The organism is Corallococcus sp. M7 (assembly GCF_054512695.1).
Window position 1 is genome coordinate 2,076,060 of sequence record NZ_CM137252.1, and the last position, 24,435, is coordinate 2,100,494.

18 protein-coding genes are annotated in these 24,435 nt (G+C 69.8%); 7 read left to right on the top strand and 11 right to left on the bottom strand.

Annotated elements, in window-relative coordinates; genetic code table 11:
- Positions 1–109: 109 nt before the first annotated feature.
- Positions 110–1,156, bottom strand: a complete 1,047-nt coding sequence (locus ACX114_RS08725) for a hypothetical protein (RefSeq protein WP_459296569.1) — start codon at positions 1,154–1,156, stop codon at positions 110–112.
- A gap of 78 nt (positions 1,157–1,234) precedes the next feature.
- Positions 1,235–1,975 (bottom strand): SDR family NAD(P)-dependent oxidoreductase, encoded by a 741-nt coding sequence (locus ACX114_RS08730; RefSeq protein ID WP_459296571.1) that lies wholly within the window; start codon positions 1,973–1,975, stop codon positions 1,235–1,237.
- An 84-nt stretch (positions 1,976–2,059) separates the two neighbouring features.
- Here ACX114_RS08730 and ACX114_RS08735 point away from each other — a divergent pair, with 84 nt between their 5' ends.
- Complete coding sequence (locus tag ACX114_RS08735) at positions 2,060–2,455, top strand: winged helix-turn-helix transcriptional regulator (RefSeq protein WP_459296573.1); 396 nt, start codon at positions 2,060–2,062, stop codon at positions 2,453–2,455.
- 70 nt (positions 2,456–2,525) lie between these two features.
- Here ACX114_RS08735 and ACX114_RS08740 read toward each other — a convergent pair whose 3' ends face one another.
- Entirely contained in the window at positions 2,526–6,881 is a 4,356-nt protein-coding gene (locus ACX114_RS08740; protein WP_459296575.1) for a carbohydrate binding domain-containing protein, read from the bottom strand.
- Between the two features lie 179 nt (positions 6,882–7,060).
- Between ACX114_RS08740 and ACX114_RS08745 the strand changes: the two genes are divergently transcribed.
- The 3 genes from ACX114_RS08745 (at position 7,061) to ACX114_RS08755 (ending at position 12,971) form a co-directional block, all read left to right on the top strand.
- Positions 7,061–10,132, top strand: a complete 3,072-nt coding sequence (locus ACX114_RS08745; protein ID WP_459296577.1) for an aminotransferase class I/II-fold pyridoxal phosphate-dependent enzyme — start codon at positions 7,061–7,063, stop codon at positions 10,130–10,132.
- Positions 10,133–10,957: 825 nt separating this feature from the next.
- Positions 10,958–12,256, top strand: coding sequence for an acetamidase/formamidase family protein (locus ACX114_RS08750; RefSeq protein WP_459296579.1), 1,299 nt, complete (start codon positions 10,958–10,960; stop codon positions 12,254–12,256).
- A 139-nt stretch (positions 12,257–12,395) separates the two neighbouring features.
- A complete protein-coding gene (locus ACX114_RS08755) occupies positions 12,396–12,971 on the top strand; it encodes an SRPBCC family protein (RefSeq protein ID WP_459296581.1) in 576 nt (191 codons plus the stop codon).
- A gap of 10 nt (positions 12,972–12,981) precedes the next feature.
- Here ACX114_RS08755 and ACX114_RS08760 read toward each other — a convergent pair whose 3' ends face one another.
- The 4 genes from ACX114_RS08760 to ACX114_RS08775 all read right to left on the bottom strand — a co-directional run bounded on the left by ACX114_RS08760 (position 12,982) and on the right by ACX114_RS08775 (position 16,718).
- Positions 12,982–14,202 (bottom strand): serine hydrolase domain-containing protein, encoded by a 1,221-nt coding sequence (locus tag ACX114_RS08760; RefSeq protein ID WP_459296583.1) that lies wholly within the window; start codon positions 14,200–14,202, stop codon positions 12,982–12,984.
- A 39-nt stretch (positions 14,203–14,241) separates the two neighbouring features.
- Positions 14,242–14,871, bottom strand: a complete 630-nt coding sequence (locus tag ACX114_RS08765; protein WP_459296585.1) for a 2OG-Fe(II) oxygenase — start codon at positions 14,869–14,871, stop codon at positions 14,242–14,244.
- A 73-nt stretch (positions 14,872–14,944) separates the two neighbouring features.
- Entirely contained in the window at positions 14,945–15,883 is a 939-nt protein-coding gene (locus ACX114_RS08770; protein ID WP_459296587.1) for an ATP-grasp domain-containing protein, read from the bottom strand.
- 28 nt (positions 15,884–15,911) lie between these two features.
- The gene (locus ACX114_RS08775) at positions 15,912–16,718 is read right to left on the bottom strand and encodes a hypothetical protein (protein WP_459296589.1); all 807 of its coding nucleotides are present in this window, start codon (positions 16,716–16,718) and stop codon (positions 15,912–15,914) included.
- A 158-nt stretch (positions 16,719–16,876) separates the two neighbouring features.
- Between ACX114_RS08775 and ACX114_RS08780 the strand changes: the two genes are divergently transcribed.
- Positions 16,877–18,220, top strand: a complete 1,344-nt coding sequence (locus tag ACX114_RS08780) for an erythromycin esterase family protein (RefSeq protein WP_459296591.1) — start codon at positions 16,877–16,879, stop codon at positions 18,218–18,220.
- Positions 18,221–18,252: 32 nt separating this feature from the next.
- Here the strand turns inward: ACX114_RS08780 and ACX114_RS08785 are convergent, their stop codons facing one another.
- A complete protein-coding gene (locus ACX114_RS08785; RefSeq protein WP_459296593.1) occupies positions 18,253–18,720 on the bottom strand; it encodes a DUF6496 domain-containing protein in 468 nt (155 codons plus the stop codon).
- A gap of 89 nt (positions 18,721–18,809) precedes the next feature.
- Here ACX114_RS08785 and ACX114_RS08790 point away from each other — a divergent pair, with 89 nt between their 5' ends.
- Positions 18,810–20,903: a WD40 repeat domain-containing protein gene (locus ACX114_RS08790; RefSeq protein ID WP_459296595.1), complete on the top strand. Its 2,094-nt coding sequence runs from the start codon at positions 18,810–18,812 to the stop codon at positions 20,901–20,903.
- Here ACX114_RS08790 and ACX114_RS08795 read toward each other — a convergent pair.
- Both ACX114_RS08795 and ACX114_RS08800 read right to left on the bottom strand, forming a co-directional pair.
- Positions 20,878–21,993, bottom strand: a complete 1,116-nt coding sequence (locus ACX114_RS08795) for a hypothetical protein (RefSeq protein WP_459296597.1) — start codon at positions 21,991–21,993, stop codon at positions 20,878–20,880. The two genes, ACX114_RS08790 and ACX114_RS08795, sit on opposite strands and share 26 nt — an antisense overlap.
- Positions 21,994–21,997: 4 nt before the next feature.
- Positions 21,998–22,486 carry an Mpo1-like protein gene (locus tag ACX114_RS08800; RefSeq protein WP_459296598.1) on the bottom strand — a complete coding sequence of 163 codons (489 nt, stop codon included), beginning with the start codon at positions 22,484–22,486 and terminating at the stop codon, positions 21,998–22,000.
- 140 nt (positions 22,487–22,626) lie between these two features.
- Here ACX114_RS08800 and ACX114_RS08805 point away from each other — a divergent pair, with 140 nt between their 5' ends.
- Entirely contained in the window at positions 22,627–23,499 is an 873-nt protein-coding gene (locus ACX114_RS08805; RefSeq protein ID WP_459296599.1) for an SDR family NAD(P)-dependent oxidoreductase, read from the top strand.
- 9 nt (positions 23,500–23,508) lie between these two features.
- On the opposite strand, the gene ACX114_RS08810 is transcribed toward ACX114_RS08805, so the two are convergent.
- Complete coding sequence (locus tag ACX114_RS08810; RefSeq protein WP_459296601.1) at positions 23,509–24,429, bottom strand: hypothetical protein; 921 nt, start codon at positions 24,427–24,429, stop codon at positions 23,509–23,511.
- Between the last annotated feature and the right edge of the window lie 6 nt (positions 24,430–24,435).

Consider the following 24,435-nt stretch of genomic DNA (forward strand, 5'->3'; position numbering starts at 1 on the left):
TTTGGGCGCCGGTCTCTGCGCGTCCTGGAGGATGCCGTTGTCGAGGTTGAACTTGACGTTTGGTAATGGCCGTCGTCCGGCCTGCTCCGGCATTGTTTCCCTGGCTCATTCAATCGCCGACGAATGCCGCCCAGTCGTATGGGTTCAGCTCCACGCCTGCCCACTTCCGAAAGGCGGTGACCTCCGCCTTCCACGCCGCGGCGCCTCCTCGCAGGGGGAAGGCGCGCGTGACCGCGAGCCGGTGAACCGTTTCGTGGTCGCGCAGGAGGCCGCGGTTGACCGCGTCGACTTCACTGGGCCTCGCGCGCAGGCGCAGCTCCGCCGCCTTCATGGCGCCGTCCTGACGGAACAGCGTGGACAGGTCCTCCACCATGGGGATCTCGGTGACGGGCCAGAGGCCGAGCAGTGGCGGCTCGCGGCCTTCCAGCAGCGCCGCGTGCAGCCGGTCGTGGCCGTCCACCACCAGCCAGCGCTCGACCAGGGCGAAGTAGGTCATCAGGACCGGCGGAAGCGTTCCGTCCCGGGCGTGCTTGCGCCAGGCCTTCACCCGGCCGTCGTCCTGGGGGGACGGTGCGCGCAGCGGCATCACCCCGCCACTGCGCTCCGGGAGCGCACCGGCTTCCGCCCAGGACCAGTCCTCCGCGCGGAAGGGCGGGAACCGCAAGGCCGCGTCGAGCCCGCATGGAGGTTCCGGGAGAACGCCCGTTCCGATGATGGGAACCGTGGAGTAGCCCTGGGCCTTCGTGACAGGCGCTGTCTGGAGCGGCCTCAGGCACCAGCGTCCCGCGTGGAGCAGGGAAGGCTCGGACGCCTCGAACTGGTGGACCCACCACCGGTTCCACGCGGCCCACCACCCGGGCGAACCTGGGTCCGCGGGGCGCCGGGCCTCCTCGGCCGTGATGTGTGGGAACGCGCCCGCGAGCTTCGCCGGGCCGCGCAGCCACGCGCACCCGTTCCACCAATCATCCACCCGCATCCAGAACAGCGGCTGCGCGCCCAGCATCGCGCGCAGCAGGTAGGGCCGGGTGGCCTCGACATGGAGCAGGGGGCGCCGCCGCCAGTGTCCCCAGGACGGAACGGTCAAGAGCATCCCGGGGCCGCCCACCGGCATCCGCCAATCCGTGTCATCCGCCGTCACGGCGATCCGCGTCTGCATCAGGCGTCCTCCTGGGCCTGACACTCCATCTCACGCCTCTGGCCCCGCGGCGTCCAGCGTTGAGGCCCGCTCACCGTGTCAGACCGCCATGAACCCGCCATCCACGAAGAGCTCGATGCCCGCGACGAAGCTGCTCTCGTTCGACGCCAGGAACAGCACCGCGTTCGCGACATCCTCCGACTGACCGAGCCGCCCGAGCGGTGTCATCTGTTTCATCACGTCCTCCATCCCCGCATTGCGCTGGAGGTACGTCTGCATCGCGGGCGTCTCAATCATCCCCGGTGAGACCACATTGACACGGATGCCTCGGCTCTTCAGATCGGTCGTCCAGGTTCGCGCGAGTGAGCGAATCGCGGCCTTGGTCGCGTTGTAGACCGACAGGGCTGGGAAGCCTCTGCTGCCACTGGCCGATCCGGCGAGGATGACCGTCCCTCCGTCGGTCATGAGCGGCAGCGCCTTCTGCACGCTGAAGATCATGCCCTTCACGTTCGCGCTGAACACGCGATCGAAGTGCTCCTCGTCGATCTCACCGAGCGTCTTGGTTTCGGAGATTCCCGCATTGGCGAAAACGACATCGATCCTGCCGTGGTCGCGCTTGACGCGCTCGTAGAGCCGGTCGAGGTCGGAGAGCTTTCCAACGTCCCCTTGGATGCCCACGGTGGCACCGCCGATTTCGGTGACTGCCTCGTCGAGCCTCTCTTGCCTTCGTCCGGTGACGTAGACCTTGGCCCCCTCCGCGGCGAAGGCCCTGGCGGTCGCGAGCCCGATGCCGTCACTTCCGCCGGTGACGACCACGACTTTGTCTTTGAAACGCGTCATCTCGATTCATCTCCTTCAAGAATGGCGCATTGAAGGTATCCGTTGAATACCAGGGATCAAGAGCGTACCTTCAGCATCCTAGGTATGCCGAGCGATACTGAAGACGAACTCATCTACCGAGCCGACTGCCCCACCCGCCCGATCCTCGATCAGATTGGCGACAAGTGGTCGATGATGGTCCTTGCCGTGCTCGTGCCCGCGCCGAGGCGGTTCAACGCCATCAAGCGACAGCTCGAGGGAATCACCCAGCGCGTGCTGACGCAGACGCTGCGAAAGCTCGAACGCAACGGGATGATCCGCCGACGCGTCCTCGGCGGTTCGCCGCCGGGCGTCGAATATGCGCTCACCCCGCTGGGCAGGTCGCTCCAGGAGCCGTTCGCGGCACTGTACGATTGGACCCTCGCGCACATCGACGCGATCCAGAAACACCAGGAAGCCTACGACCGCGAGGCGGTGGCCACCGCTCGCCGTTCAGACTGAGCCGGGGTCCTCCGCGGTACCTCGACGGCGGGCCCGGCCTCCAGGCCCGCCGCGAGGTGTCTTCAACGGCTCAGCGCCACGTGTCGTTCACGGTCGAGGTGCCCGTGGCCGGCGTCGTCAGGGTGCGGTTGGCGCCGCTCTCCCAGGTGACGTTGTTGGCGGCGTCCTTCTTGATGAACTTGTACTCAATCGCCGTGGAGCCCGGCAGCCCGACCGCCGCGGTCCACGTGGGGTAGTTGGCCGCGGACAGCAGGACGGCACTGGCCGGAGCCCAGCTCCCCAGCGCGGCGACGTTGCCCACCACGTACACGTTCTGTCCCATCACCGTGCTCGCGGTGACGTTGAACGTCACCGTGGCCCCGCTGGTGGACGTGGTGACGGAGAGCGCGGAGGACTGCGCGGACGCATTGCCCGCCGTGTCCCTCGCCCGCACGGTGTAGCTGTAAGCGGTGCCCACCGTCAGCCCCGTGTCCGTATAGCTGGCCGTCGTGGGCGAGCCCACCAGCGAACCATTGCGATACACGTCATAGCCCGCGATGCCGCTCGCGTCGGTGGACGCCGTCCACGTCAGCGACACGGTGGTCGCCGTCTTCGACGCAGCCATCAGCCCCGACGGGACCGAGGGCGCCGTGGTGTCCTGGGACGGCGCACCCGCGGAGATGGTCCCCGCGTTGAACGTGGAGGTGCCCGCGGGGAAGAAGTAGTTGAGCCCTCCGTTGTTGTCCCACGTGCCGCTGCCGTTGTTGAAGACGGCTTCCAACTGCGTGGCCGAGCCCAGGCTCACCGTGTACTTCGCGTAGCCCGAGACCTCCGCCGTCGCCATGGCCGCGCCCGGAGACGTCGTCCACGTGCCGCCCGCTGGACGGTAGTGGATGTACGGCGTGGCATAGCCCTTCTTGTAATAGACGGTCGCCGTGTTGCCCGTGCTGGTGGTGACGGAGAGCGCGCTGCTCGCCGCGGACGTGTTGCCCGCCGCGTCCCGAGCCTTCACCGTGTAGCTGTAGGCCGTATTGGAGGACAGCCCGCTGTCCGTGTAGCTCGTGGACGTGGGCGTGCCCACCTGCGTGCCATTACGGAACACCAGGTAGCCCGTCACGCCGACGTTGTCCGTGGACGCGGTCCAGCTCAGCGACACCGTCGTCGCGGACTTCGACGGTGACGTCAGCCCCGAGGGCACCGACGGCGCCGTGGTGTCGCTCACCGGCGCGCCCGCCGTGATGACGCCCGCGTTGAACGTGGAGGTGCCCGTGGGGAACAGGTAGTTGCCGCCGTTGTTGTTGTCCCACGTGCCGCTGCCGTTGTTGAACACGGCCTCCAACTGCTGCACGGAGCCCAGGTTCACCGTGTACTTCGCGTAGCCCGTCACCTCCGCGTCCGGCATCAGCACGCCCGGCGCCGTCGTCCACGTGCCACCCGCGGGGCGGTAGTGGATGTACGGCGTGGCGAAGCCCTTCTTGTAATAGACCGTCGTCGTGTACCCCAGGCCGGTGGTGACGGAGAGCGCGCTGCTTGCAACGGAGGTATTCCCCGCCGCGTCACGGGCCTTCACGGTGTAGCTGTACGTCGTGCTCGAGGACAGCCCCGTGTCCGTGTACGTCGTCGCCGTGGGCGCGGCCACCTGCGTGCCATTGCGGAACACGAGGTAGTCACTCACGCCGTAGTTGTCCGTGGCGGCCGTCCAGCTCAGCACCACCGACGAACTCGTGACGCCCGACGCGGAGAGCCCCGAGGGCGCCGACGGTGCCGTGGTGTCCGGGGGCAGGGTGGTGACGGAGAGCGCGCTGCTCGCCGCGGACGTGTTGCCCGCCGCGTCCCGCGCCCTCACCGTATAGCTGTACGCCGTGCCCGCCGTGAGTCCGCTGTCCGTGTAGCTCGTCGTGGAGGGCGAGCCCACCTGCGTGCCATTGCGGAACACCTGGTAGCCCGTCACGCCCACGTTGTCCGTGGAGGCCGTCCACGTCAGCGTCACGGAGCGGTCCGTGCGCGTCGCGGCGAGCCCCGTGGGCACGGACGGCGCCGTGGTGTCCACGCGGAGGAACGGATAGGTGCCCGTCACCGAACCGTTGAGGTCCTCGACGTACTTGCCGCCCTCCAGCCGGTACTTCCCGGCGCCTACATAGACGGATTGGATCTCGCTCCGGGTGACGTTGCCGCGCGAGTCGGTGGCCTCGATGTAGTAGTCGAGCAGCTGGTCGCGGTAGGCGCCCAGATAGACGTAGTAGAGGTCGCCAATCTCCTGCGCGGCCACCTTCTGCATCACCGGCAGGTGCGCCGGCTGCCACGCCACGCCGTTCATCACCGGCCGCAGCTCCCGGCGCTGAAGCGGGTAGTCCACCCAGGCGCCCACGCGCGACGGATCGATACCGGGCACGCCCGCGGCCTTCAGCGCCACCGGGTCATAGACGCGAGGCGTGTTGTCCAACGGGTCGATGCTCTTCGCCGTGTGCACGCGCACGCGCGCCTTGATGCTGGTGATGCCGCTCACGTCGAACGCGTAGGTGTACAGCGCGAAGTTGTTGTCGAAGTGGTGCAGCGTCCAGCCTTCGGACTTGTCCGTGTTGGCGCTGCCCGGGTTGTACGGCCAGCGCTGCGGCCACCAGACGGACGGGCCCGTGCGGTCCTGCGTCAGCCGGTCCTGCACGTATGGCTTGGAGAAGTAGAGCGACTGGTTGAAGGACAGCGTGGGCTTCACGTTGTCGTCCACGTTCTCGTCGTAGTAGCCGAAGCCGGAGTCCATGGCCGGCAGGAGGAAGTACCAGGCCAGCTCCGCGGGGTTCGCGCCGCCCGCCCAGTCGTTCGCCGCGTCGCCCTTCACCGGGTAGGACAGCATCCACGGGTTGAGCTGGTTGCCCGCGTGCGTGACTTGCGAATCCAGCGCAGTGGTGGGCTTCCAGTGGTTGGGGTGCGCGTCCAGCCAGACCTGCTCGGCCGTCTTCGCGTAGTTCATCGCGGCCTGGAGCAGCGCGAAGTTGCGCTCCAGGTAGTGCCAGCCGTGCTCCAGCGACACCGTCATCCCCTCCTGCACGCCGCTCAGGTTCGTCTTGGGCGCCAGGTTGAGGCCGGTGGCGGAGTTGAAGGCCGGGAACTGCCCCTTCCAGATGCCGAAGGGCAGCCGCCAGTGGTGCCACTGCGGGTCGGACGAGGAGTCGCGCGTGTCCACCCACGAGCCGTCCTGCACGTGCACCACGTCCGTGGAGACGGGCGTGTTGTTGACCAGGTACTCGTCGATGCCCAGGCACTGCACGCCGCCGGTGCAGGTGACCGCGCGGCCGTTGAGCCACGTGTCGAGCGAGCCCGCGCGCCCACCGGAGTTGTCGCCGTCATGCGCGAGCACGAAGAACTGCTTCTGGGACACCAGCCCCTCGAAGTTGCGCAGGCCCACCACGTCCACTGTGGCCTGTCCCTCCCAGCCCTCCAGCCAGGAGCCGTTCTGGTTGACGGGGATGCCCACGACGCGCGACTCGGCGCCCGTGGCCGGGTCCACGTAGCGCACCCAGTGAGGCGTGGAGGCGAAGGGGTACTTGTTGCGGATGACCTGCTGCTCGTGCGCCATGGACTCGCTCACCCAGGCGCCCACGGTGCTGGTGTTCTGGAGGTCCGCGCGGTTGGGAGGCGACACCAGCGTGTCGGAGCCCGGGTCGTTGAGGAACGGGTAGTCCTTCAGCGTGCGGGAGAAATGATTGTCACCGATGACGGACCACTTCACGCCCAGCTTCGCCAGCGTGGGGATGAGCCGCTCGCTGAAGCCCAGTTCCGTGGGGAAGAAGCCCTTGGAGGCCGTGAAGCCGCTGCCCAGGAAGTACGACTGGGACAGCGTGGCGCTCTGGTAGATGAGGTCCTTGAGGAAGTAGTCCGGCCCCACCAGCGGGCCCATGGAGTGGTGGCCCGTGAAGTGGATGAGGTCCAACGAGCGGTTGCCCGCGGGCGTGCGCAGGTTGGCGTAGCGATCCCGCCAGGTGGCGCCCCAGTTGGCGTTGTCGTAGCCGGACACGTTGCGGCGGGTGACCAGGTCGTTGACGTTGTTCACCACCGCGCCAGACATGGTGACGTGAATCTGCCCCGTGGAGGCATTGGCCTTCATGTCCGCGGCCACGTCCGGCGGCCAGTACTGATACGCGCCCACCTTCGCGTGGTGCGAGTAGTACGTCACCAGGTCGTCGTGCGGCATGGGCGCGCCCGACGGCAGGAAATAGGTGTAGTTGGCCGGAGGTGACTGCTTTATCTGGATGACCTGCCCGTCATACGCGTAGCGGATGGGGCCACCCACCGGCGTCGCGTTGTATTGGGTCAGGTCGTAGTACGCCCAGAAGTTGGGCATGTGATTGTGATACACGTGCGCGGCGGCGATTTGAGCCTTTGCCAGTGGCGCGTGTAACAGGATGACGGCGAACACCGCGAGCAAGGCCAGTTGCGGCTGTCTTTTCATGGGGCGTCCTCACCGGACGAGAGGGGCCGTCCGGTGGGCGCTGCTTACTGGCGTTTGACTCAAGATTTCCCATGTAAACTGGGAATGACAATCTGTAAATCGATACTGCGCCGCGTCAGTCATTCACGGACAGGCGGTCGTTGACAGGGGACATGCGGGCCCGGACAGTCGGGCGCGCCATGGCCACCTATCCCGCCTCAGCCCGTGAAGCCTTTGTCCAGTTGCGTACGCTTTCGGAGGCGCTGGCCCGGCCGGAGGAGCGTGCGCGGGCGCTGGCGGAGCTGCGTGAGCTGGCGGAGCTGTCGCGAGACCAGCCGGAGGGCGCGCCGCTGCGGCTGGCGTCGGTGGTGGTGGCGGTGGGCGCGTCCCAGGAGCGGCTGGAGTTGTTGATTCCACCGTCCATCTTCGCGCCCGAGGCGTGGGCGTTCACGTTCCTGGAGGGGCTCCTGAAGGTCCCGCTGGACGAGTACGCCGGCAAGAAGCTGGTGGAGGTGGGCTCCGGCTCCGGGTGGATCTGCATCGCGCTGGCGAAGTTCACGGGGCTGGCGCGCATCCGGGGGCTGGACCTGAACCCGCAGGCCCCGGCGGTGGGGCTGTGCAACGCGTGGCTCAACGGCGACGAGGCGCTGGTGTCCCGGCTGTCCTTCGGTGAGAGCGACCTGCTCTTGGGCCTGCCGCAGAAGCCGGAGTGGGACTTCATCGTCGGGTGCATCCCGCAGGTGCTGCGAAGCGACGAGCTGCCCGCGGAGCTGGCGCAGGCGGATGAGCAGGCGCTGTTGGACCTGTCCAACTACACCTCGTTGCAGAACGTCTACGAGGACCACTTCGGCCTGGGGCTCATCGCGCGCCTGCTCAACGAGGCGCCGGAGCGGCTGCTGCCGGGAGGACGGCTGCTGCTGAACCTGGCGGGCCGTCCGGGCCGCGCCATCATCGCGCGGATGTTCACCCGGCGGGGTTTCACCACCCGCGTGCGCGTGGCCCGGCGGGTGATGCAGGCGGCGGACACGGACATCCGCCCGCTGGTGTCACTGGAGCAGCGCACCGGGCGGGAGTTCGAGTTCTTCATGGAGGCCCACAGCCCGGAGCCCCTGCGCGCGGCGACGGCGCTGGGCTGGCTGCAGTCAGGCCAACCCATCTGGCACGAGGTGGCGGTGTGGGAGGCCCAGTTGTCGCAGCCCCGGGAGACGCTGGCCCTGCGCGCCGCGCTGCGCTCGCTGGGCATCGCGGCGCTCCAGGAGGAGCTGGACCTGGGGGCGGCGTCCGCGGAGCAGCTGGGCTTCGTCACGGCGCTCGCGGAGCGGCTGTCCCAGGCGCCCTTCCTGCCCTACGCGCACGAGGCTGGCGACGCGTCCTTCCGCAGGCTCGTGGCCCGCTACCTGGACCGCCACTTCGGTCTGAGGTTGTCGGAGGACTCGCTGTTCGTCGCTCCGGAGCGCGAGCAGGCCGTCTATTCCTTCCTGCTCGCCACGTGCGACCCCGGGGACACGGTACTGGTGTCGCGCAGCCTGCACCCGCTCTACGCGCGAGCGCTGGACAAGGCGGGCGTGCGCGCCACCGTGACGCACAACACGCTGGGGGAGATCCGCCGCCTGCTGAGCGCCTTCGACGTGAAGGCCGTGCTCCTGACGGTGGAGCCGGGCGAGCGCACCAACCTGGCGGTGCTGCGCGACATCGTGGCGGAGGCCGCGCGGCGGGGCATCTGGGTGGTGCTGGACGAGAGCGCCTTCTTCAACATCACCGGGGACGTGGAGCCGCGCACCCTCTTCGAGTTCCTCGCGCGGACGCAGCACGCGCCCAACCTGGTCATCCTGTACGGCCTCATCAAGAACGCGGTGTGGCCGGACCTGGAGCTGACGCTGCTGCTCCCCGTGCCGGAGCCGCTGCGTGCGGACCTGGAGGTGGCGGCGGAGGTGACGTACTCGCGCATCAGCGTGCTGGCGGAGTGGTTCTACGAGCGCACCTTCTCGGAGCTGCTCGCCTTCCGCATGGCCTTCGCGGAGCCGGTGCCGCCCTCGCCGCACCGGGCGCCGGAGGTACCGCTGCCGCGCTCGAACCGCATCGCGAGGCTGTCGGAGCTGCCAGCGTTCGCGCCGAAGTTCTTCCGCGAGGACGACCCGGAGCTCGTGCGCCTGGACTACGGCGAGAACGAGGGCCCCATGCCGCTGCCGCTGGTGGAGGGGCTCATCGCCGCGGGCGTCGCGCCGCGCGCGGACGGAGCGCAGACGGGGCTGGCGGAGGCCGTGGCGGCCTTCCTGCTGGAGACGCGAGGCGCCCGCTATGCCCCCGAGGACGTCGTGGTGGCGCCCGGCGTCTGGCCGCTCATGCACCACCTGGGCGTGGCGCTGCGCCAGCGGCTGGGCCGGATGCCGCGCGTGTTCCTGGTGACCCCCTGTTACGGCGTGCTCGAGCCTACGTTCCTCGCGGCGGGGTGCGAGGTGGAGTCCGGCCCGTTGGGCACGCTGCTGTCGCGCCGCGCGCGGGGGACGACGCCGGACGCGGTGGTGCTGTCGCAGCCGGCGAACCCCACGGGCCACTACCTGTCGCACGAGGAGTTGATGGCGCTGGCGACGTTCGTGGTGGAGCAGCGCTGTCTCTGGATCTCGGATGAAATCTTCGGCTTGGTGAACCTGACCAATCCCACGGCGGAGACGGTGCACAGCCCGGTGACGCTGGAGGGGGCGGTGCCCGGCATCGGCGCGCGGACGGTGCTGCTGGGCGGTCTGTCCAAGGAGTTCGCGGCCGGGGGCCTGCGCGTGGGCTGGGTGGCCACGAAGGACCGGGCGCTGGTGGCGGCGCTGCGCGACAGCGCCCCGGGAGTCCTGCACACGCCCACCGCGCGCGCGGCGGCATACCTATACGCGGCCCATGCACGCGGGCCGGATGGACAGTTGCTCTACGCCGCGCGGCACAAGGCACTGAGGAACTACCTGGCGAGGATGCGGCGCGACCTCGCGGAGAAGCGGGCATTGATCGCGGAGGCGCTGCCCGATGACGGCCGCGCGGAGGCCACGGAGGCGGGGGGCCTGTTCCTCGCGCCGCCGATGACGGCCTGGCTGGGGCGCTCGGTGGATGGGGTGAAGCTCACGCCGGAGAACCTGCCGCGCATCGTCTACGAGCACACGCACGTGGTGCTCAACGGCGGCGCATGGTGCGGCGACCCGGAGCGCGTGCGCGCGGTGTTCTCCATCCCCCGGGAGAAGTTGTTGAAGGCCCGCGACCGCCTGCGGACCTTCGGTCAGAGGCTGCGCTGACGAAACGGCGCGGCATCAAGTGATGACCCAGTCGGCCGGGGTGGAGCGGGCCAAAGCTGTCCGACAGTCGGACAGGTTCGCGCCGGCCGGGCACGGAGGGAGCCTCCGGGCCGCGCGGTTCCAAACCTGTCCAACAGTCGGACCGGATTCCGCCGTCCAGACGAAGCGGCCGCCGCCGGCCGCGCTGGGCCAAACTTGTCCGACAGTCGGACCGGTTTCGGAGACTCGGATGGAAGCGGCGCGTCCCTGCCGCGCGGTTCCGAACCTGTCCGACAGGTTTCTGCTGCCTGGACGAACCGGCCTGGCCCGACCGCGCCGCTCCGAACCTGTCCGACAGCCCGACAGGTCACCGCCTCTCGGAAGTGGACGCCTGAGCCGTCCGACCGCGCCGCTCTGAACCTGTCCGACAGTCCGACAGGTTTCCCCCCTCCGGGTGGTGGACGCCTTCCGACCACGCCGTTCCGAACTTGTCCGACAGTCGGACAGGTTTCGGCCACCCGAACGAGAAATGGGCAGACCCCGGCCGCGCCGTTCCGAACCTGTCCGACAGGGTTCGGTCGCCTGGACGCGGCGAGGGCCTCCCCAGCCGCGCCGTTTCAAACCTGTCCGGCTGTCCGACAGGTTTCGACCGGCTGGGCGAGGCGGGCACCTTCCGGCCTTGTTCTTCAAACTTGTCCGACAGTCGGACAGGTTTTGGCTGTGCGCCGCCGACGGGGGCGTCCCTGGAGCGTTCTCGTGTTCTCAGCCTTTTGGATGGCGGCTGCTGGATGCACGAGGGCTGCGGCGACGCGGATCCGGGACCGTTCCTCTACACTGCGTCGGCCCATGATCCGTTCCCTCGCCGTCCTCCTCTGCTGTCTGCCTGCTGGGGCGCTCGCGGCCTCCGAGTCCTGGCTCGTGACGACCAACCTTTGGGGCAACCCCGCCTACCAATTCCTCGCGTTGGAGCGCGATGGAAAGCGTCTCTCCGGAGTGCTGGACGGGGATCCGCTGACGGGGGAGCGCACGGGGAACGCCGTCCACTTCGTCGTCACGGACTCGCGCAAGCAGACCTATGTCTTCGACGGCAAGGTGAGCGGTGAGTCGCTGCGTGGCACCGCGGACTACCCGGACAGCAACAACCCGAAGGCCCGCGCTTCCCATGCCTTCACGGCCCGGTTGCTTCCCTCGCGCCCCTCGGGCGCTCCTCGCGTGCATGACTTCACGCCCACCTCGTGGTCCAACGAGTTCACCGCGCACCGCGCGCCGGTGCTGACCGTCTGGCCGGGTGACACGGTGCGGACCTCGACGCTCGACTCTGGCGGCATGGATTCGAAGGGCGTCACCCGTGCGCTCTTCGGCAATCCGCAGACCGGGCCCTTCTTTATCGCCACCGCGAACCCGGGCGACACGCTGGCCATCCGCATCCGCCGCCTCTCGTTGAACCGCTCGTTCGCGGACAGCCTTGATGTCATCGTGGGCCGGGCTCTCACGCCGGGGCTCGCCGCGAAGGCGACGGAGCTGGGCAAGCCCGTTCGCTGGAAGCTCGACCTCGCGCGCGGCGTCGCGACCCCGGAGAATCCGACAGAGCGCCTGAAGGCCTTCACCGTGCCGCTGCGGCCCATGCTGGGTGGCCTGGCCGTGGCGCCCGGCTTCGGCTCCGCGCCCCTGTCCACCGGCGACACGGGCCGCTACGGCGGCAACATGGACTTCAACGAGGTCGTGGCGGGCAACACCGTCTACCTGCCCGTGGCGCAGCCCGGTGCGCTCCTGTACCTGGGCGACGCTCACGCCGCCCAGGGCGACGGCGAGACGTCGCAGTACGCGCTGGAGACCTCCATGGACGTCGAGTTCACCGTGGACGTCCTGCACGGCAAGCCGCCGCCCTCCACGCCTCGCGTGGAGTCCCCCACGCACCTGATGACGCTGGGGCAGGGGGGCTCACTGGATGACGCCCTGCGCTCCGCGACGCAGGGCATGACGCAGTGGCTGGAGCAGGACTACGGGCTCACCCTGTCGGAGAGCGCGCAGGTGCTGGGCAGCTCCGTGCAGTACGTCGTCGCGAACCTCGCCGGGCGCAGCGTGGGCGTCGCCGCGAAGCTGGACAAGGCGCGGCTCCAGGCCCTCCGTCCCCCGGTGAAGTGAGCTGTACTCCCGGGTGCGTCCGCGGCCCTGGAAAATCAGGCGGAAAATAGCGTGTCGATTCCGCGGCCCCTCGTTCGACGTGGAGATGAACCCTCCCGGTCACCCGGGAGCACTTCTTCCATCGAACCGGGAGCCTCCCATGGCCAGCAAGATCGCAATCGCCGTCCTCGTCCTCGTCGTCGCGCTGGGCGCCTTCATCGCCACCCGCCCGGACCACTTCCGCATCGAGCGCAACGCGCACGTGGCCGCGCCCCCGGCCACCGTCTTCGCGCAGATCAACGACCTGCGCCGGTTCGACACGTGGAACCCGTTTCACGCGGAGCCCGCGCCCGGCGTGACCGCGGTCTTCGACGGGCCCAACGAAGGACCGGGTGCACGCTTCACCTACGGCGGCGGTGAGGCCGGGGATGGCCGCATGACCATCGTGGAGAGCCAGCCCGGCGCGCGCGTCGTCCTCAAGCTGGAGTTCTTCAAGCCGTTCGAAGCCACGAACCAGGCCACCTTCACGCTCACGCCGGAGAACGGCGGCACCCGCGTGAGCTGGGCGATGGAGGGCGAGAACACCCTGATGGGCAAGGCGATGTCGCTCGTCGTGAACATGGACACGATGCTCGGCAAGGAGTTCGAGCGCGGCCTCGCGAACCTGGACACCGTCGCGCGAGGCGCCACCCCGCCTTCCAGCGCGAGCGCCCAGGCCGACACCGTGACGCGCTGAAGCGCGTGCCTCAGTCCTCCAGCGCCCGGTAGGCGCCCTTGGAGAACTCCAGGGCCAGGGCCTCGTCATCGGGGCCCTGCATGAGTCTCTGGGTCAGGAGGATGGCCGTCAGGTCCTGCTGGGGGTCGATGAAGAACGTCGGGCCGTAGCCTCCGGCCCATCCGTAGCGTCCAGCGGAGGGGGAGACGCCATCCGGCCTCGTGCATACGGAGCCCCCGAAGCCCCAGCCGGATGCATCCCAGAAGCCGGGATAGAAGGGCGAGGCGGCCTTCTGCTCCTCCGGAATCTGATCCGTCATCATCTCCTGGATGCTCGTGGAGGACAGCAGGCGGGTGTTTCCTGCCTGACCTCCGCCCAGCAGCATCCGGCAGAAGGCGAGGAGATCATCGGCCGTGGACACCAGCCCTCCCTGGCCTCCTCCCGAAAGAAACGCGGGCGTCCGCGACCAGTCGCTGTCCGCCGGCGTGTCCCACGCTTCCAGCCTCCCCGTGGCGTCGTCGAGCGCGTAGGCCGTCGTGAGCCGGTCGAGCTTCCCCGCGGGCACGGTGAACATCGTGTCCTTCATGCCCAGCGGAATGAAGAGCCGCTCGCGCAGGAAGTCATCGAAGCGCATGCCTGAGGCCCTCGCGACCAGCACCCCCAGGACCTCGTAGCCGGTGTGATAGCTCCACCGCTCGCCCGGCTGATGCATGAGCGGCAGCGTGCCCAGCCGGCGCATGAATTCGTCGGGCGGATCCGTGAGCGCGTGGGGGCCGGGCGCCACCCGGGCCTCGTTCATGGCCCGCTGGATGGGATGCGTGCCGGGTGGCGCCATCACGGCCCCCAATCCCCAACGCAGCGTGAGCAGGTCCCGCACGGTAATGGCCCGCTTCGCGGGAACGGTGTCATCGAGCGGGCCGCCGGGAGTGCGCAGGACGCGGCGGTCCGCCAGCTCCGGCAGCCACGGGTCGACGGCGCCGTCGAGCGACAGCTTCCCGTCCTCCACGAGCATCAGCGTGGCCACCGCCGTGATGGGCTTGGCCATGGACGCGAGCCGGAAGAGGCTGTCCCGCCGCATGGGCGGATCGGAAGGCTTGAGGCCCTGCGTGCCCAGCACGTCGACGTGCACGGTCTCGCCGCGAGCGACGAGGGCGACGACGCCGGGGAGGTCGCCGCGCTCGACGTGGCCTCGCAGGGCGGACGTCATGGCGGCGAGCCGGGGCGGGGAGAGCGTGGCGGAGCGTGGGGGCATGGCCCCGAGTCTAGCCCCGCGCCGCCGCCCGCGAGTGCCTCAGCGCTTCGCGAGGATGAAGGCGGTGACGGAGTAGCGCTGGTGGCCCCGGGCCTCGGACGTCCATTCCGTCACGCGGTGGGGGGCGCCCTTCGCGCGGAAGATGAACACCGAGTTGAAGAGCGGCGGGACGCGCATCATGTCCGCGTCCACTTCGGGGTGCCGGAAGGTGAGGACGCCGCCGAAGCGGTCCTCCCACGGGCGCGTGAAGTTGTAGACGACGGCGAGCCCCTCCTCGTCCGTGTCCCGGTGCTCCGGGAAGAACTCGCCCACCTCCATGCGCGACACCTGCACCTGCCGCGTCTCCAGCGGCTCGGGCCAGCCCACCAGCGCCGCGTGGAAGGCCGCGCCGTCAGAGCTCTTGAGCCACGCGCAGAAGTCCGTCAGGGCGGAGGGCTCCTGCTGAGGCAGTGGCGCGATGTGCAGCGGATAGGGGCCGTGGTGGTGGCGCACGAAGCGCGCGTCGCGCAGGGCCTGGTGCAGCGCCTCGGCGCGCTCGGGGAAGAGGGCGTCCGTGAGGCAGAGGTGAGGCACCCGTCCGCCGTCGATGAACTCCTGGCGCAGCGTGGCGTGCAGGGCTTCGGAGACGGAGGCCAGGCGCGTCCACGCGGTCGCGGACGCCGGGAACACCTCCGGCTTCGGAGGCGGGACGGGGCCGAAGATGCTCTCGGCGTAGTCCGTGATGAAGAACCCGCTCGGGCGCTCAGGCCTTGGAGACGAGGTAGCTGGCGAGCCGGGAGATGACTTTGCCGTCGCGCGGGTCATCGAAGAAGGAGATGGCGGGAGTAGGGTTGAATTCAAGCGCCACGAAGGCGCCGTCAGGTCCGCGCCGCAGGTCCACCGCCGTGAAGACCATGCCCAGCGCTCGGGCGCCCTTGAGACACACCGCCCAGGCCTCCTTCGGCAGGCGGGCGGGCTTCACCCGGTGCAGGTTCTGCCTCGCGTCCACCACGCCGTCGGTGGGGATGTGGAAGGCGGACACGGGCTCACCGTCGAGCACGTAGGCGCGGAACTCGTCGCCCTGGATCTGCTCCTGGAACAGCACCGGACAGTTGGCGAGCAGCTGGAGCCGTTCCTCGGTGAGGTCCGCCTCCTCCACCTTGCGCACCAGCGCGCCGCCGCTCAGGGGCTTGTAGATGACGGCCCGGTGGCGCGCGACGAACGCGCGCACCGCGTCCGGCGAGGCGGTGGCCAGGGTGCTGGGGACGGGGACGCGGTGGCGGCGCAGCAGGGCCAGCTGTTGCAGCTTCAGGTAGTGCAGCTCCACCGCCTCCAGCGGGTTGACGAAGGAGCCGCCGCGCCGGTGGAGCGAGCGCAGCACGGAGTGGAGGAACGACTGGCGCTCACGCTCCGCCAGGTACTGCTCCTGCCAGCGCGGGAAGTTGCGCTCGGACAGGGCCTCGGCCTCGGGGACCGGGAGCGAGAGGCGCACGAGCTTGAGGTAGAACGAGCGCAGGTCGCTGAGACATTCACCGTCCCAGTGCACCTCGCCGTCCTCCCAGCTCAACGCGGCGGAGTCCGGGACCCGGTCCGTCTCCAGGACGATGGCTCGCGCGCGGCGCCGCTCCACCGCTTCGGCGACGAAGCGGGTGGCGTCATCCGAGCGCGAGCCGATGACCACGACCTTCTTGCGAGACGTCATGGGGTCCCTGACTTCACCCGCCCGGTGTTCAGACCGGGCTGTCCATCTTGACCTTCACGATGCCGCCATCCAGCGGCTTGAAGTCCGGGAGCTTCAAGCCACCGGTCGGGTCGTCCATCCGGATCTTCACCCGGCCACCGTCCGGCGGCGTGAAGTCCGGCAGCTTCGAGCCACGCGTGGGGTCATCCATCATGACCTTCACCACGCCGGTGTCCTCCGGCGGCTTGAAGTCCGGCAGCTTCGAGCCACGGGTCGGGTCATCCATCATGACCTTCACCATGCCGCCGTCCTGCGGCTTGAAGTCCGGCAGGTTCAAGCCACCACCCGTCGGATCATCCATGCGGATCTTCACCCGGCCACCGTCCGGCAGCGTGAAGTCCGGCAGCTTCGAGCCACGGGTCGGGTCATCCATCATGACCTTCACCATGCCGCCGTCCTGCGGCTTGAAGTCCGGCAGATTCAAGCCACCACCCGTCGGATCATCCATGCGGATCTTCACCCGGCCGCCGTCCGGCAGCTTGAAGTCCGGGAGCTTCGAGCCACGGGTGGGGTCGTCCATCATGACCTTCACCATGCCGCCGTCCTTCTGCGGCTTGAGGCCGATGCCGTCGCCCACGAACTTGTCCGCGAGCTCGCGCGCCTTCGGGGTCAGCTTCACCTGCTCGAAGGCATCGCGGACCTGGTTCTTCTGCTGGGGGCTCAGCTGGCTCGCGTCAGCGCCCTGGAGCGCCTTCTTGAGCACCGGGGCGCCCACCGCCTTGCCCGCCGTGCTGGCGGTCTTCAGGGCGGTCTGCAGCGACGAGACGAAGCCCATGGGGGATTTGATCTGGGTCATAAAGATTCCTTTGGGAAGGTTATCGGCAGGCCCAGGCAGGAGTTGCTTGTTTCTCTAAGGATGAGAGCGCCGGTAGGACGGGCCGTAGGCTGGCCGCCCGCTGCCTTCCATCAGGTGTGCGCGACCCAACCCTTGAAGAAAAGGGGAGGAGACACACCATGGCGCACCGAGACGACGGACTGCTGGTGCGAGCGCTCGCGGAATCCGTGCGGCCGCTCCAGGGGACTCGGGAGGACTTCGGCCCCCTGATGGACCTGGTGGGGGACGCGACGTGCGTGCTCATTGGCGAGGCGACCCACGGCTCGCACGAGTTCTACCGGCTGCGCGCGCTCCTGACGCGGAGGCTCATCGAGGAGAAGGGCTTCAACGCCGTCGCGGTGGAGGCGGACTGGCCGGACGCGTACCGCATCAACCGCTACGTGCGGGCCATGGGCACCGACGTGGACGCGGTGGAGTCGCTCTCCGACTTCCAACGCTTCCCCGCGTGGATGTGGCGCAACGCGGACGTGCTGGACTTCGCGGGCTGGCTGCGGACGCACAATGACCGTCACTCGGCGCGGGAGAAGGTCGGCTTCTACGGGATGGACCTCTACAGCCTCCATGCCTCCATGGGCGCGGTGCTGAAGTACCTGGACCGGGCGGATCCAGAGGCCGCGAAGCGCGCCCGGAACCGCTACGCATGCTTCGAACACTTCGGTGAGGACCCGCAGGACTACGGCCACGCGACGTCCCTGGGCCTGTCGCCGGATTGCGAGCGGCAGGTCGTCGACCAGCTCCGGGAGCTGCAACGGGAGCGCGAAGCGCTGCTGCGCCGGGACGGGTTCATCGCGGAGGACGCGCAGTTCGAGGCGGAGCAGAACGCGCGGGTCGTCCAGAACGCGGAGGAGTACTACCGGTCCATGTTCCATGGGCGCATCTCGTCCTGGAACCTGCGCGACACGCACATGGCGGACACGCTGGATTCGCTGATGGGCTTCCTGAAGCGGCGGATGGGGGCCGCCCGCATCGTGGTCTGGGCGCACAACTCGCACGTCGGGGACGCGCGCGCGACGGAAATGGGGGAGGCGGGCGAGGTGAACCTGGGACAGCTGACGCGCCAGCGGCACCCGCGAGCGACGCGGCTCATCGGCTTCAGCACGTACCGGGGCACCGTCACCGCGGCCTCCAACTGGGGCGGGGCCGCCGAGCGCAAGCAGGTCCGCCACGGGCTCGCGGGCAGTTGCGAGTCCCTCTTCCATCAGGTCGGCCTCCCGGGCTTCCTGCTGGACCTCCGCGACCTGGGCGAGGCCGCCGGAGCGCTCCGCGAGCGGCGCCTGCAGCGGGCCATCGGCGTCATCTACCGGCCCGAAACGGAGCGCAGGAGCCACTACTTCCACACGCGGCTGCCGGAGCAGTTCGACGCGCTGTTGCACATCGACGAGACGCGCGCGCTCGAACCGCTGGAGCGCACCGCCGGATGGGAACGCGGCGAAGCGCCGGAGACCTATCCGACGGGCCTGTAGCGGCACAGACCTGCCATTCACAAGCGCCGCGGCTATCTCCGTGGCCGGCTGGTCGCCTTGCGGGTGGCCGCCGCCTTGCGGGCGGACGTCTTGCGCGCGGTGGTCGTGCGCTTGCGCGCGGCGCCCTTCGCCTGGGCGGACAGGGCCTGCTTGGAAGCCGCCTGACGGCCCTCCCGCTTGAGGGCGCCTTGCGTGGCCTTGCTCCGCTTCTTCGACGGTGCCCGGGGCTTGCGCTCCTGCTGACCCACCTCCAGGTCCTGCTTCGCCGAGCGCCGTGTGCGCGCGGAGGCCTGCTTCTCCTTGGGAGGTTTCAGCGGGACTCCCGCGCGGCGCGCCTTCGACAGACCAATCGCGATGGCCTGCTTCGGAGAGCGTGCGCCGTGCTCGCCTTCGCGGATGTGCTCCAGTTCCTCGTGCACGAACTCACCCGCGGCGGTGCTAGGGCTCTTGCCCTCGCGCAGGTCCTTCTTCGCTCGTTCAACGGTGGCCTTGTCGGGCATGGCTTCCTCCCATTCAGGTTACGGTCCTGGCACAAAGGTGCGGACGCTCCGCGCCCAGGCAAGCCGTGCCCGTGTCCGGAGGAAGCCCCATGCGGTGGTGGTGCCTCACGCTGTTGCTTGCTTCCTGCTCGGCGCACCGGTCCTCCGGTGACGGCATGCCGGACGAAGCGAACGCGCGGGACCTGCGCGCCCGCATCCACGAGGCCCGGGGCGAAGCAGCCACCGAGTCCCGGCAGTGGAGCGTGGCGGCTGCGTCATTCGCGCTCGCCCGGGCCTCGCGGGATTCGCTCGCCGCGCGGTGGGGACAAGGGCAGGCGGTGGACCGCGCCTCCACGCTGCGCTGGTCGAAGCGCATCCAGGGGTCGGTGCTCGCCCTGGCGTTCACGCCGGAGGGCCGCGTGCTGGCGTCCGGGCATTACGACTCCGTCGTCAGGCTCTGGGACGTGGAGCGCGGTGAGCTGCTGGCGGAGCTCAAGGGCCACACGGCCGAGGTCCACGCCGTGGCCTTCTCGCCGGACGGCCGCTGGCTGGTCTCCGCGGGAAGACCCGGCGAGCTCCGGGTCTGGGACTGGCGCCAGGGCAGGCCGCACGCGGTGATTCCCGGCCACACCGATGTCGTGCTCGGACTGGCCTTCTCGCCCGATGGCAGGCGGCTGGCCTCCGGTGGCCTGGACAAGGCGGTCCGTGTCTGGGACTTCGACACAGGCGCTGAACAGCCGCGCTTCGAGCACGACGACAACGTCACCACCGTCGCCTTCTCTCCGGACGGCAGGCGGCTGCTCTCCACGAGCGCGGACCGGAGCGCGAGGGTCTGGGACCTGGAGTCGCGCAAGGAGGTCCTCCGCCTCGTGGGGCATGCGGAGAAGGTGGAGTCGGGCGCGTTCTCCTCGGACGGACAGCGCATCATGACGGCGGCGGCCGACCGGGCCGTGCGCTTCTGGGACGCCCGCTCGGGACTGCTCACTGACGTGTTTCGCGGCTCCGGCGACGTGACCGTGGCCGCCATCGACGGCGGGTTCCGGCTCCTGGTCCAGGGCGGATGGGACGGGCGCGTGCAGCTCGTGGATGGCCATGAGGGCGCGCTGCTGGATCGGATGGATGCGCATCACGCCGCCGTGATGAGCGTGGCCTTGTCGCCGGACGGGCGCACGTTCGCTTCGGGCGGGATGGATGGCGTCCTCGACGTGTGGCGCCGGCCGGAGGTCCCCGCACAGGTGCTGCTTCGCGCAGACGGCGCCTGGGTGGAGGCGCTCGCGTTCTCCCAGGACCGCGAGCTGCTGACGGGCGGTGAGGACGGCTGGCGGCGGTGGCGCATCGCGGAGGGAAGGGACCTCCGTCCGGAAGCGGGAGGAACGGAGTCCGCGGTGTCCCTGGCGGTGAGCCCGGACCGCGAGCGCATCGCGGTGGGCACGCTGAAGGGGAGGGTGCTCGTGCTGGAGGCGCGTTCTGGGCGGGTGCTGCTGGAGTTGCCAGGATCGAAGGGCTCCGTGCGCGCGGTGGCCTTCAGCCCGGATGGAGCGCTCCTCGCGGTGGCGGGCGATCCGGACATCCAGCTCTGGTCCGTGTCCGAAAGCAGGCCCGTGGGACTGCTCCAGGGACACACCGGCAAGGTCTGGGCCCTGGCCTTCGACAGCACGGGGCGCAGGCTCGCGTCAGGCAGTACGGACAAGACGGTGCGGACCTGGGACGTGGAGCGGCGTCAGCCCCTCTTGCGGCTCGACATGGGCGAGCCTGTGCACGCCGTGGTTTTCACTCCGTCCGAACCCCACCTGGTGACGGCGGGAATGCGGCAGCCCCTACGCATCTGGGATGTGACGGAGGGCCGGCTGTTGAAGACGCTGGATGCGCAGGCCGTGGGCGTGCTCGCCCTGGCCGTATCGCCGGATGGCCGCTTCCTGGCCTCGTCGGGCGTGGAGGCCGGGGTGAAGGTCTGGGGGCTGCCCTCCGGCGAACAGGTGGGGACGCTCGCGGGCCAGCAGGGTTTCGTGGCGGCCCTGGCCTTCTCACCGGACGGAGCGCTCCTTGTCTCCGCGGCCTCCGACCGGACGCTCCAACTGAACCGGTTCGACTCCATCGCCCATCCGTCCCCGGCGGGAGCGGGCATCGACGAGCTCCTGCGCCGCTACGGGCTCGTATGGGACGAGGCGCGGTTCCGCCTCACACCAGCCGCAGGAAGCGATTGAGATCGCGGAACAACCAGAGGGGATTGCCGTGCCACACGGCCATCTCCAGCACCCCCGCCCAGACGACAAGGCCCAGCCGCACCGCCGTGGGCCAGCGAGGAACACGCAGCACGCCCACGCACAGGGGCACCAGCAGCAGCGCGGACGCATGCCACCAGTGGCGCGTGTCGATGACCGCGAGCAGCACGCCCAGCCCCACCGACGCGGTCACCAGCCCGTCCGCGCCACGCCACGACAGCGCCAGCACCGCCGCGCTCAAGCCCATCACCAGGGCGACGGTGCCGGGCTCGCCCAGGATGGAAGGCGTCGCCGCATCGGTTCGCGCGGCCAGCGGCGCCATCCACAGGAACGTGCGCACGCAGAGGACCCCCGCCGCCGCCACCCCGAGCAGCGTGCCCCACGGCCACTGACGCACCGGCCGCCCCTGCACCCCGCGCCACAGCGCCACCACGCCCACGGCGACGAGGACGAGCGCCCGGTAGTGCAACAGCGCCGCGAGCGCCAGCCAGCGCAACGCAATCACCGGCCGGTCCTTCGCGAGCGCCGCCAACGCCAGCACCCCGCAGACGAGCCACGCGCCGTCGTACTGGCCATGGAGCGCCAGCCGCATCAGCACCAGCCAGCAGAGAAGCCCCACCGCCCAACGTCCACCCGCCGGAAGCCCATCCAAGAGCCGCAGCGCCGCGTAGAGCGCCACATGCGCGAAGGCCAGCAGGTAGAGCAGGCACACCTGCCCGAAGGCCTGGGGCGACAGGGGCACCCACTCGCCCACGAGCGCCAGGGGCAGGAAGAGCACCAGCGTGCCGGGCGGATAGACGTACGGCACCTCCAGCCACTGGTCGATGGCCTGGCGGTAGGGGACGCCCTCGCGAAGCTCGCCCAGCGACGCGGTGTAGAGGGGCTGGAGCCCGCGATGCAGCCCCACCCAGACCACGTACGGATGGCGCACGTGGTCCGTGTAGCCCTCCTTCAGCGTCCCCCGCGACGTCACCCCGGACAGGGGCACGGCGGAGAGCACGAGGAGCGACAGCAAGGTGAGCAGTCCCCACCGCGCGGCGGGATGCCGGACGAGGATGCCGGGGCCTTCCATGACGTCAGGCGCTGGGGGCCGCCACGCGCGCGCGCAGGTCCTGCTTGAGGCCCAGCGAGAAGAGCACCAGGGTGAGCAGGTACACGGGCTCGATGAAGAAGAGCTGCGGGCCGCCCAGGGACAGGCCGTGGGTCTTCTTCTCGAAGAGGACGTGCGCGCCCACCACCATCGCGAAGCGGAACACCATCACGCCCACCGCGATGCCCGCGGCCGTCCCCGTGGGGAGCTGGGCCACCGCCTCCGCGGCGAGCAGCGTGGGCACCAGCGGCAGGGCCATGAGCAGGCCGGCGGTCCACTCCAGCGTCAGGGCGTACACGGCCACCGCGGCCACCAGCAGGTGCGCGGCGGTGAGGGGCGTGCCGGGAATGCGCACCCAGCACAGCGGCACCAGCAGGGCGAACGTGAAGAGATAGGCCCCCACGAAGTGGGCAGCGCGGCTGACCCCGTTCTCGTGCAGGGGCATCCAGGCGCGCATCTTGTCGGCGAAGCTCATGGACCCCCACCGTAGGCCATCCGCGCGCCGGTTGCCTCCCCCCGTGCAAGGACGGGGGCCCCGCGCTCCAGCCCGTGTGAAACCCGGAAGGCCGCCGCGCATCAGGGGGGCGCAACCTGAACCGGAAGACGGGGTGGACCATGAGAATCCTTGTGACGGGCGCGACGGGCTACATCGGGGCGGCGGTCGTGGATGCGCTCAAGCGTGCGGGGCATCAGGTGGTGGGGCTGGCGCGGTCGGACGAGGCGCGGAGCAAGCTCACGGCCAAGGGCGTCCAGGCGGTGCAGGGCGACCTGAAGGACACGGCGAGCCTGACGGCCGCGGTGAAGGACGTGGACGCGGTCATCTGGACCGCGACGTCCAATGACAAGGACGTGGACACGCCGGCCGTGGCGGCGATGCTGGGCGCGCTCCAGGGAATGAACAAGACGTTCCTCTACACGAGCGGCGTCTGGGTGCACGGCCACACGCAGGGCGTGGCCACCGAGGACACCTCGCTGAACGCGACGCCCATCGTCGCGTGGCGCCCCGCGGTGGAGCAGCGCGCGCTGAACACGCCGGGCGTGCGCGGCATCGTCCTCCGCCCGGGCGTCGTCTACGGGCAGGGCACAGGCATCCCCGCCATGCTCACCCGCTCCGTGAAGGACCAGGGCTCCGTCACCTACGTGGGCACGGGGGAGAACCACTGGGCGGTGGTGTTCGTGGAGGACCTGGCGGACCTCTACGTGCGCGCCGTGGAGAAGGCGCCCGCGGGCAGCGTCTTCCTCGCCACGCAGGGCCCGGGCGTAAAGGTGAAGGACGCCGCGCAGGCCGCCAGCGAAGGCGCGGGCGTGGCCGGCAAGACGGTGGCGTGGCCGCTGGAGGAGGCCCGCAAGCAGTTCGGCCCGTTCGCGGACGCGCTGGTGTTGGATCAACGGTTCACGTCCGGGAAGGCGGAGAAGCTCCTGGGCTGGGCGCCCAAGGGTCCCAGTCTCCTCGAAGAGCTGCGCACCGGCTCCTACGCGCGCCGCTGAAGCGGCGGCTCAGGCGGAGGCGTTCAGGGCCGCGTTGCGCGCGTCACACGCGGCCTTCGCCAGTCGCTCACCCACCGCGAGGTAGCCGGGGTGGCGCACGTAGTCCGGAAGCGTCTCCTCCGACGTGCGCTCGTGGCGCATGTTGAGCGGGTAGAGCCCGGTCGACACCAGCGCCAGCCGCTGCGCCCGCCAGGACAGCCCCGCCTCCTCCATGACGCGCGCGAAGTCCATCATCCGCTGGACGCGGTCCGCCTGCTCCAGCACGCCCGGGCGCATCGCCTTCGTGTAGCCGGGCTGGGGCTTGTAGTCCTTGCGCAGCTGATGCAGCTGCGCCTTGCGCCGCTCGGCGAGCAGCTCCTGGAAGCGCGGCTCGGGGGCCGTGAGCTGCTCCAGCACGTCGCGCCCCATCTTCTCGTAGAAGACGGCGGTTGAATCGTCGCGCCGGACCTTGCCCTCCAGGAACCGCACGTAGCCGCGCGTCGCCTCCAGCAGCTCGCGCTCCGCCGCGTCCACGGCTGGAACGGCCACGTGCCGGGGGATCTCCACCGGCACGAAGACCTCCCGCGTGCCCGTGGGGCCGGTCTCGAAGTGGAACGCGTACCCGGTCTCCCGGTCCCCGAAGACGAGCACGAAGTCCGGCAGCCGGGGCAGGGGAGGCGGGGGCGTGGTGAGGATCCAGTCCGCCGGGTCGCTGTCCGTGAGCACCCGCAGCGCGACGAGCCCCCGCGCCTTCATCACGTCCAGCCAGGCGTAGAAGGACGGCTCGAAGCCCCCGTCCGGCAGGGCGAAGCCCCCGAAGTCGTCCGGCCCCCGCACGAGGGCCGCGCCTCCAGGGTCGTCAATCACCTGCGCCCGCAGGTCGCGCCCCCTCAGGCGCGCGTTGCCGACGATGGCGAGCTGCGGGACGTAGTCGTTGCGCGGCAGGGGCATGGTGTC